Source organism: Candidatus Ruminimicrobium bovinum, from assembly GCF_902760015.1.
Lineage (GTDB): Bacteria > Elusimicrobiota > Endomicrobiia > Endomicrobiales > Endomicrobiaceae > Ruminimicrobium > Ruminimicrobium bovinum.
This window is the reverse complement of the sequence record NZ_CACWEU010000123.1, coordinates 1-7,918: the sequence shown is the minus strand read 5'-3', so window position 1 is coordinate 7,918 and position 7,918 is coordinate 1. Positions and strand designations below refer to the sequence as shown.

9 protein-coding genes are annotated in these 7,918 nt (G+C 31.3%); all 9 read left to right on the top strand.

The window, feature by feature from the left end; translation table 11 throughout:
- A partial coding sequence (locus tag ACMUOV_RS04495) for a hypothetical protein (protein WP_413853919.1) occupies nt 1-2,201 on the top strand: 2,201 nt, incomplete at its 5' end.
- A complete protein-coding gene (locus tag ACMUOV_RS04490) occupies nt 2,194-3,099 on the top strand; it encodes a lysophospholipid acyltransferase family protein (RefSeq protein ID WP_413853918.1) in 906 nt (301 codons plus the stop codon). The genes ACMUOV_RS04495 and ACMUOV_RS04490, both read left to right, overlap by 8 nt.
- Nucleotides 3,100-3,143: 44 nt before the next feature.
- Nucleotides 3,144-3,692 carry a ribosome hibernation-promoting factor, HPF/YfiA family gene (gene hpf / locus ACMUOV_RS04485; protein WP_413853917.1) on the top strand — a complete coding sequence of 183 codons (549 nt, stop codon included), beginning with the start codon at nt 3,144-3,146 and terminating at the stop codon, nt 3,690-3,692.
- Between the two features lie 47 nt (nt 3,693-3,739).
- Nucleotides 3,740-4,198 (top strand): PTS sugar transporter subunit IIA, encoded by a 459-nt coding sequence (locus ACMUOV_RS04480; RefSeq protein ID WP_413853916.1) that lies wholly within the window; start codon nt 3,740-3,742, stop codon nt 4,196-4,198.
- A gap of 1 nt (nt 4,199) precedes the next feature.
- Entirely contained in the window at nt 4,200-5,156 is a 957-nt protein-coding gene (hprK, locus tag ACMUOV_RS04475; RefSeq protein ID WP_413853915.1) for an HPr(Ser) kinase/phosphatase, read from the top strand.
- Nucleotides 5,146-6,003 carry an RNase adapter RapZ gene (gene rapZ / locus ACMUOV_RS04470; protein WP_413853914.1) on the top strand — a complete coding sequence of 286 codons (858 nt, stop codon included), beginning with the start codon at nt 5,146-5,148 and terminating at the stop codon, nt 6,001-6,003. Before hprK ends, rapZ begins: the two co-directional genes overlap by 11 nt.
- A 6-nt stretch (nt 6,004-6,009) precedes the next feature.
- Nucleotides 6,010-6,957 carry a gluconeogenesis factor YvcK family protein gene (locus ACMUOV_RS04465; RefSeq protein WP_413853913.1) on the top strand — a complete coding sequence of 316 codons (948 nt, stop codon included), beginning with the start codon at nt 6,010-6,012 and terminating at the stop codon, nt 6,955-6,957.
- The gene (locus tag ACMUOV_RS04460) at nt 6,954-7,367 is read left to right on the top strand and encodes a PTS sugar transporter subunit IIA (protein WP_413853912.1); all 414 of its coding nucleotides are present in this window, start codon (nt 6,954-6,956) and stop codon (nt 7,365-7,367) included. Before ACMUOV_RS04465 ends, ACMUOV_RS04460 begins: the two co-directional genes overlap by 4 nt.
- Nucleotides 7,368-7,378: 11 nt before the next feature.
- Nucleotides 7,379-7,873, top strand: a complete 495-nt coding sequence (locus tag ACMUOV_RS04455; protein ID WP_413853911.1) for a PTS system mannose/fructose/N-acetylgalactosamine-transporter subunit IIB — start codon at nt 7,379-7,381, stop codon at nt 7,871-7,873.
- Nucleotides 7,874-7,918 lie beyond the last annotated feature (45 nt).

Sequence of the window (7,918 nt, the reverse complement as noted above, 5' to 3'; positions counted from 1 at the left end):
TTGAAAGGTTGCAAGCCGATATTGAACCGTCTGAAAAAGAAATTGAAAATGATAAAAAGAATTTGGAACAAACACAACTTCAACTTGAAGAATTGAATCGGAAAGAAATTCAATCAAAAGAAGTAATTTTAAATATAGAAAAAGAAATTGAAAATTTGGAAAATAACGAAAATAAGTTAAAAGAAGATAGAGCTGCAGCACAGGCAAGAATAGATACGTTAAAAGAAATGATAGCACAAGATCCTGTAAAAGTTGCAATAAAAACAGTTATTGAACAGGGTTATGCAAAAGCAACAATAGGGAGTGTTATTGATCCGAAGCAGGAAAATATTTCAATAGTTGCAACTGCTTTGGGAAGCAGGTTGGATTATTTAATTTGTGACACAAAACAACAAGCCGAAAGTGCAATCGAATATTTAAAAAATAATAATTTGGTAAGACTTACTTTTTTTGTTTTGGAAAATATTCCCGCCGAATTTTCGCAAACACAATTAACCGAAGGCACTATGGTTTTATTTGATTTATTAAATGTGAGTCCCGAATATGAAAGTGCCGTGAAATTTATTTCAAACGGTATATATATAAATGATAATAAAATTTATAACGGTGCGTTTATTTCGGGCGGCTCGGATGAAAGTTCGGATAAACCTGTTTTAATGGAAGAGCAAATAAAAAAGTTGTCCGAGGATATAGAAAGTAAAAAAAAGCAATTGTCGGAAATTTCGGAAAATATTACAAAACAGGAAGATACAAAACTTAATGTTAATTTGGATAACGGACAAACCGGTAATGAAAAAACAAGAATAGATGCAAAAATTTTATATTTAAAGGAAGCAATAGAGCAAAAACAAAATAATATTGCCGATACGGTTAAAGAAATTGAAAATTTAAAAAACGAACAGATAGCAAAACAAGCTGTCGCCGATTCCGTAAACGAAAGAATTGCCGAAACAGATAATAAATTGGCAGATATTGAAACGGAAATTACCGGGTTGGAAACAAATTTACAACAAATAGCATCCGATTCCGATAACCTTAAAGCTCAGGAAGAAACGGTTCATAATGAATATATAACAAGTTCCACAAAATTTGCACAAAGAGAAGAATATTTGAAAAACAGGCAACAGGGGCAGGAATACATAAATAATTTAAAAATTCAAGTAGAACAGAAAACGGCAAGAATTGCCGAAATAGACAAGCAATTACAGGATATATTAACTTTTCAGGAAACAGAAACGATAAATATTCAAAAATCACAGCAAGAACAGACGGAAAAAGAAACGGAATTGCAACTTATCAAAGGTAAAAGAGAAGAAATTATAAATACCATAGAAACAAAAAATAATGTTATACACGACACTAAAATGAAAGTTGAAGAATTAAGGCAAACCGTTTCCGATATGGAAGGAAACCAAAAAGCTTTTAATGCTCAAAAAGAATTACTTGAAACAAGAATAAAAGAAACTTACGGTAAAACTTTTGATGAGTTAAAAGATGAATATTTAGGTGTTGAAGTTGACAGAGAAAAAATAGATAAAATAAAAAAGAAAATGGAAGATTTGGGGCAGGTAAATTTAGCCGCACAGGATGAATACGACCAACTTTCTCAAAGATATGACTTTATAGTAAAACAGCAGGATGATTTGTCAAAAGCAAAAAAAGATTTGGAAGATGTTATACAGAAAATAAATCAGACCACAATAGAAAATTTTAAAAAAACATTTGATTTGGTTAGAGATAATTTTAAAACATTGTATAAAAAATTATTCGGAGGCGGTGAGGCCGATTTAATATTGACCGATGAAAATAATTTACTTGAAACCGGTGTTGATATTTTTGCACAACCGCCCGGGAAACATCCTAAAAATATTTTACAATGTTCCGGCGGAGAAAAAACACTTACGGCAATTGCTTTGTTGTTTGCATTTTTCCTTGTTAAACAGTCGCCTTTTTGTATATTGGACGAAGTTGATGCTCCTCTTGACGATGCAAATGTCGGCAGATATATAAATATCATAAAAGAATTTTCTCAAAAAACACAGTTCTTGGTTGTTACACACAATAAAAGAACTATGGAAATGGCAGATATTTTATACGGTGTTACAATGCAGGAGCTTGGTATATCAAAGATAATATCTGTTAAAATGAACAGAGAAAGTGATAAACAAATAGATGAAATTTTAAATAAGAAAAATGGATAAAACGAAAATTTCTTTAAGATATTATGCTGAATATATTGCTTTAAAGATATTTATATTTTTTATTTTTCTTATTCCGGTAAAATGTACAAAACCTATCGCAATTGTTATTTCTAAAATTTCGTATTATTTTATTCCCGTTCGTAAAAAACATATCATAAATTCACTTAAACAAGCTTTTCCCGAAAAAAACGATAAAGAAATTTTAAAAATAACAAAAGATGTATACAGGCAGTTTGCAATAACCATAATGGAAATGATTTTTTTTAACAAATTAAAAAAAGAACAACTTAAATATGCAATAAACATAGAAAATATTTATTTGATAGAAAAGGCATTTAAGCAGGGCAGGGGATGTATTTTATTGTCGGCACATTTCGGTAATTGGGAATTGCTTGCAAAATCTTTTTCACAAAGGCATAAAATGTCCGTTATTGTTGCCGGACAGGAAAATTTCTTGGTTGATAAAATGATTAATGATTTAAGAACCACAAACGGATATAATACCATTTATAAAGACAAATCCGTTGCAAAAAAAGTTTTGTATGCTTTAAAAGATAATGAATTTGTTGCAATATTAGGCGATCAGGATGCAAATAAACAAGGTGTGTTTGTTCCTTTTTTCGGCAGGGCTGCCTCAACGGCAAAAGGTCCGGCTGTTTTTGCTTTAAAAGCCAAATGTCCCGTTTACACCGCTTTTTGTGTGCGTTTAAAAGACGGCAGTTATAAAGCAACGGTGGAAGAAATTGTGATTCCGGAAGATATGTCGGAAAATGAAAAGGCGGAATATATTATGACAGAATATAATAAAGCATTACAATCTTATGTTGAAAAATATCCTTCGTTATGGTTTTGGTTTCATAGAAGATGGAAAACAAAAAAGTTGCCTTTGTGTTCATAAAATGATATAAATATAAGATAAATATAAAGTAAAAGGAGATTTTCATGCAGATAAACATTACGGCAAGACATTTGAAATTAACGGATGCTATTGATTCTTATGTCAGACAGAAAGTTGCAAAAGCAGGAAAATTCTTTACGGGAGATTCGGTTTGGGTTCAAACAATTCTTTCCGTTGAAAAAAACAGACAAATAACGGAAATTTCATTCCATATAGCAGGTAAAGTTTTCAGAGCAAAAGAAGAGTCGGAAGATTTATATGCTTCAATAGATTTAGCGGTAGACAAACTTTCCAAGCAATTGAAAAAGCAAAAAGAAATATCAAAAATTCACAGAAAAGAAAATCTTAAAGTTTTAAAAACAAAAGCAATAAAATCCGATGTGTTCTCGTTGGATATTATGCAGGATTCAAGAAATAAAATATCCGAAATAAAAAGATTTGATTTGCAACCTGTTTCAATAGAAGATGCGATAGATGAAATGGATAACTTAGGTTACAGAGTTTATATGTTTTTAAATTCTTCTACCGATAAAATAAATGTTTTATACAGAAACGACAGCGGTTCATTAGTTATGTTGGAACCTGAAATTTAAAATAAATAAAAAAATATAAGAAGCATACAGAGGGGGAGGAGTAGAAGATGAATATAATGGATTTTTTATGTAAAGACTCAATTATTGTGGATTTGAAGGCGCAAAACAAAAAGGATGCTATTATTGAATTGATAGAATCTTTAAAAACGTCAAAAAAAATAAAGAAAACCGATGAAATAATTGAAGTCGTTTTGGAAAGAGAAAAATTAGGTTCTACCGGTATCGGACAGGGTGTTGCTATTCCTCACGGCAAAACTGATGCTTTAACCGAACAGGTTGGTGTACTCGGTATTTCAAAAAAAGGTATCGAATTTAATTCTTTAGACGGTGAACCTGTATATATTATATTTTTATTGGTAGGTCCCGTTGAAGTTACCGGACAACACTTGAAAGCTCTTTCCAGAATTTCAAGACTTTTCAAAGATAAATTCTTAAGACAAACAATTAAGAATGCCGAAACAAAAGAAGAAATTATTAAGATAATACAGCAGGAGGATGCTTATTAAAATGAAAGTGCTAAAAGTAGGCACTTTTATTAAAGAAAAAACTAACGATTTTAAATTGGAACTTGTTGCCGGAAAAGGCGGGCTTGAAAGAGTTGTTACCGTTCCTGATGTTAACAGACCCGGGCTTGCGTTTGCAGGGTATTTTGAACACATGCCTTATGAAAGGGTTCAAATTATAGGAATAGCGGAGTTCACTTATCTGCAATCGTTAACACATAAAGAACAACGTAAAATGTTAACAAAAGTTTTTTCTCCTAAGCAGGTACCATGTTGTATAATCACAAGAAATTTTAATCCTCTGCCGTCGATGGCAGAGGTTTTTGACGAATTAAACGTTCCTCTGTTAAAAACATCATTATCATCATCTCAACTGTTAAGCGATTTAATTTATTATTTTGATGAAAAACTTGCACCTTCACAAAAATTACACGGTGTTTTATCCAACGTATACGGACTTGGTGTTTTTATAAGAGGAAAATCCGGTATAGGAAAATCCGAATGTGCATTGGAACTTGTAAAAAGAGGGCACATGTTAGTTTCCGACGATCTGGTGGAAATTACAAAAAGGTCCGGGCATACATTAATCGGTAAAAGCAACAGCGATATAATGAAACATTTGATGGAAATTAGGGGAATAGGAATTATTGATATAAAAAATATGTTCGGTGTTGCAAATATTTTAGATGAATCCAAAATAGAACTTGTTATTAATTTAGTTGCATGGGACGAAACAATAGAATATGAAAGGTTGGGTTTAAAAGAATATTATACCGAAATTTTGGGAGTAAAAATTCCGGAGCTTACAATTCCCGTAGGACCGGGAAGAAACTTGGCAATTATCGTTGAAACTGCAAGTTTAAACCAAAGGTTAAAGAAAAACGGTTATTTTTCCGCATTGGAATTTACAAAAAAAATAAAATCCGAAATAAAAAGAAAAAGTAAAAATAATGAAAAATAATTTTTTAATAATATCAGGAATTTCCGGTGCAGGCAAAACCAAAGTTTTGAATATTTTGGAAGATTTCGGCTTTGTCTGTGTTGATAATTTACCGTTTAATTTTATTAATGATTTTATAGATTTGTACAAAAAAGATAAAAAAAATTATAAAAATGTTGCAATAAGTATAGACATAAGAGCCGGTAAAAATATTTTAAAAATTCAAACGGTTATAAATAAATTAAAAAAAGAAAAAATAAACGGTAAAATATTGTTTTTAAATGCCAATGATATGACAATTTTAAAAAGGTATTCCGAAACGAGAAGAAAGCATCCGTTGGCACTTCCCGTGAAAGAAGGATTAAAAAAAGAAAGAGAAATGCTGCAACAGACAAAAAAACTTGCCGATATTGAAATAGATACAACTAACATGCCTATAGGACAGTTGAAAAATACTCTTTCCAATTTAATAAAAGTTCCTCAAAGCCAAAGGGAACTTATTTTGACAATAATGTCATTCGGTTTTAAATTCGGTATTGCAAGTGAAGCCGATATAGTTTTTGATGCAAGGTTTGTTCCGAATCCGAATTATGTTGCGGAACTTAAAAATAAAACAGGTAAAGATAAAGAAGTTATTAAATATATAGAAAAACAAAAAGAATACGGTAAATTTTTTGACAGAATATCAAGACTGCTTAACTGTTTATTACCGAGTTATTTAAAAGAGGGGAAAAGTCAATTGACTATAGCAATAGGATGTACCGGCGGAAGGCATCGTTCGGTTGCAACAGCCGAAAAATTAGCCGAATTTTTTATAAAGAAAAAATATAAAGTAAATTTATATCACAGGGATATAATGAGAGTATAACCTGCAATGAAATGTAATATTGTTACCATAGGCGGAGGTAGCGGACTTTCTACTTTATTAAGAGGATTAAAAAAATATCCGGTTAATATTACCGCAGTTGTTGCCGTAAGTGATGACGGAGGCAGTTCGGGTAAATTAAGAACGGAATTCGGTGTTTTGCCTCCCGGTGACATAAGAAACTGTTTGGTTGCACTCAGTGAAGAAGAAAATTTAATGACAAAACTGTTCGGTTATAGGTTTCCCAAAAAGGGCTCGTTATCAAACCATTCGTTCGGAAATTTGTTTTTAACCGCATTAAGCAGTATTTCGGGCGGTTTTGATAAAGCAATAACAAATGCAAGCAGTATATTGGCAATTAAAGGAAAAGTTTTACCGGTTTCGTTGGATAACGTAATTTTAAAAGCCGAATTGGAAGACGGAACAAGGGTATCAGGTGAAACAAAGATATCAAGAAGTAAAAAAAACATTTCTCACGTTGAGATATTTCCGAAAAATGCAAAAAGTTCAAAAAGCGTAACGGATGCAATTTTAAATGCCGATTATGTTATTTTGGGTCCCGGTTCCTTGTACACATCTATAATAGTTAATTTGCTTTTTAAAGGAGTTATTAACGCATTAAGAAAAACAAAAGCAAAAAAAATATATGTTTGTAATATAATGACACAAGTCGGAGAAACTACAAATTTTAAATTATCCGATCATATAAATGCAATAGAAAAACATTCGTATAAAGGAATTATAGATATAGTTCTGGTAAATAACGGGAAAATTCATCCGTCGGTGGCTCAAAGATATAAAAAGGAAAAATCCATGCCTGTTATTGTTGATAAAAAAGCATTAAAAAATGTTAAAATAATAGAGAGAGATTTTATTTCCAAAACACAGTATGCACATCACGATTATACAAAATTGGCAAAGGTAATTTTTAATTTGCCGGGAAGGAAACTGAAATGATAAAAATTTTGATAGTTGCTCATTGCGGCTTAACCGAAGAATTGATTAAATCGGCTGAATTTATTGCCGGGAAGCAGGAAAATTTGATGTTTGTAAGTAAAAATACAAACGATGAAAGTTTGTCGTCGTTGCAGGAAAAGATATTAAATATAATTAAGGAAAATGATGACGGCTCAGGTGTTTTAATTCTTACCGATATGTTCGGCGGAACACCGTATAATGCTTCAATGAAGGTATGTCTTAACACAAATATTGAAGTTTTAACGGGTGTTAATTTACCTATGGTGTTGTCTGCGGTTTTTTCAAGTAAAACGGTAAATTCCGTAACTGAATTGGCAAATAAAGTTTTAAACGACGGTTTAAAAAGTATTGTAAATGCAAAACAACTTTTTTTGGAAAAAATGAAATAAGGAGTAAAACTTTGGGTATAGAACTTGTAAGGATTGATGACAGATTGATACACGGTCAGATAGTTCAAGGTTGGCTGAAATCGGTTTCAATTGACAGAATTTTAGTTGTTTCCGATGAAGTTGCTGCAGATAAAATGCAATGTGTTCTTTTATCGATGGCTGTTCCGGCTTCGGTAAAGTTATCGATAAAAACAATAAAAGATGCTGCTATGGAAATTATAAACAATGTTTATGAAAACGAAAAAACAATGATATTGTTGTCAAATCCTCAAAACATTGTAAAACTTATAGATTACGGTGTTAAATTTAAGTCCGTAAATATAGGCGGTATGCATTTCGTTCACGGGAAAAAACAACTTTTGCAAAATGTTTCCGTTGACGAAAATGATATTAATGCTTTAATGAAACTAATATCTTTGGGAATTGAACTAGAAAACAGGGCATTACCTCATGACGAAAGAAATGATATTTCTTTAATTATAAAAAAGGAAGCTGAAAATTTATAACGGATAAAAAAATGAAAAAAGTTAAATTTATTTTTGGTATACATA

Coding starts and splice junctions, on each gene's coding strand:
- ACMUOV_RS04490 (WP_413853918.1), top strand. CDS start 2,194: ATGGATAAAACGAAAATTTCTTTAAGATATTATGCTGAATATATTGCT.
- hpf (WP_413853917.1), top strand. CDS start 3,144: ATGCAGATAAACATTACGGCAAGACATTTGAAATTAACGGATGCTATT.
- ACMUOV_RS04480 (WP_413853916.1), top strand. CDS start 3,740: ATGAATATAATGGATTTTTTATGTAAAGACTCAATTATTGTGGATTTG.
- hprK (WP_413853915.1), top strand. CDS start 4,200: ATGAAAGTGCTAAAAGTAGGCACTTTTATTAAAGAAAAAACTAACGAT.
- rapZ (WP_413853914.1), top strand. CDS start 5,146: ATGAAAAATAATTTTTTAATAATATCAGGAATTTCCGGTGCAGGCAAA.
- ACMUOV_RS04465 (WP_413853913.1), top strand. CDS start 6,010: ATGAAATGTAATATTGTTACCATAGGCGGAGGTAGCGGACTTTCTACT.
- ACMUOV_RS04460 (WP_413853912.1), top strand. CDS start 6,954: ATGATAAAAATTTTGATAGTTGCTCATTGCGGCTTAACCGAAGAATTG.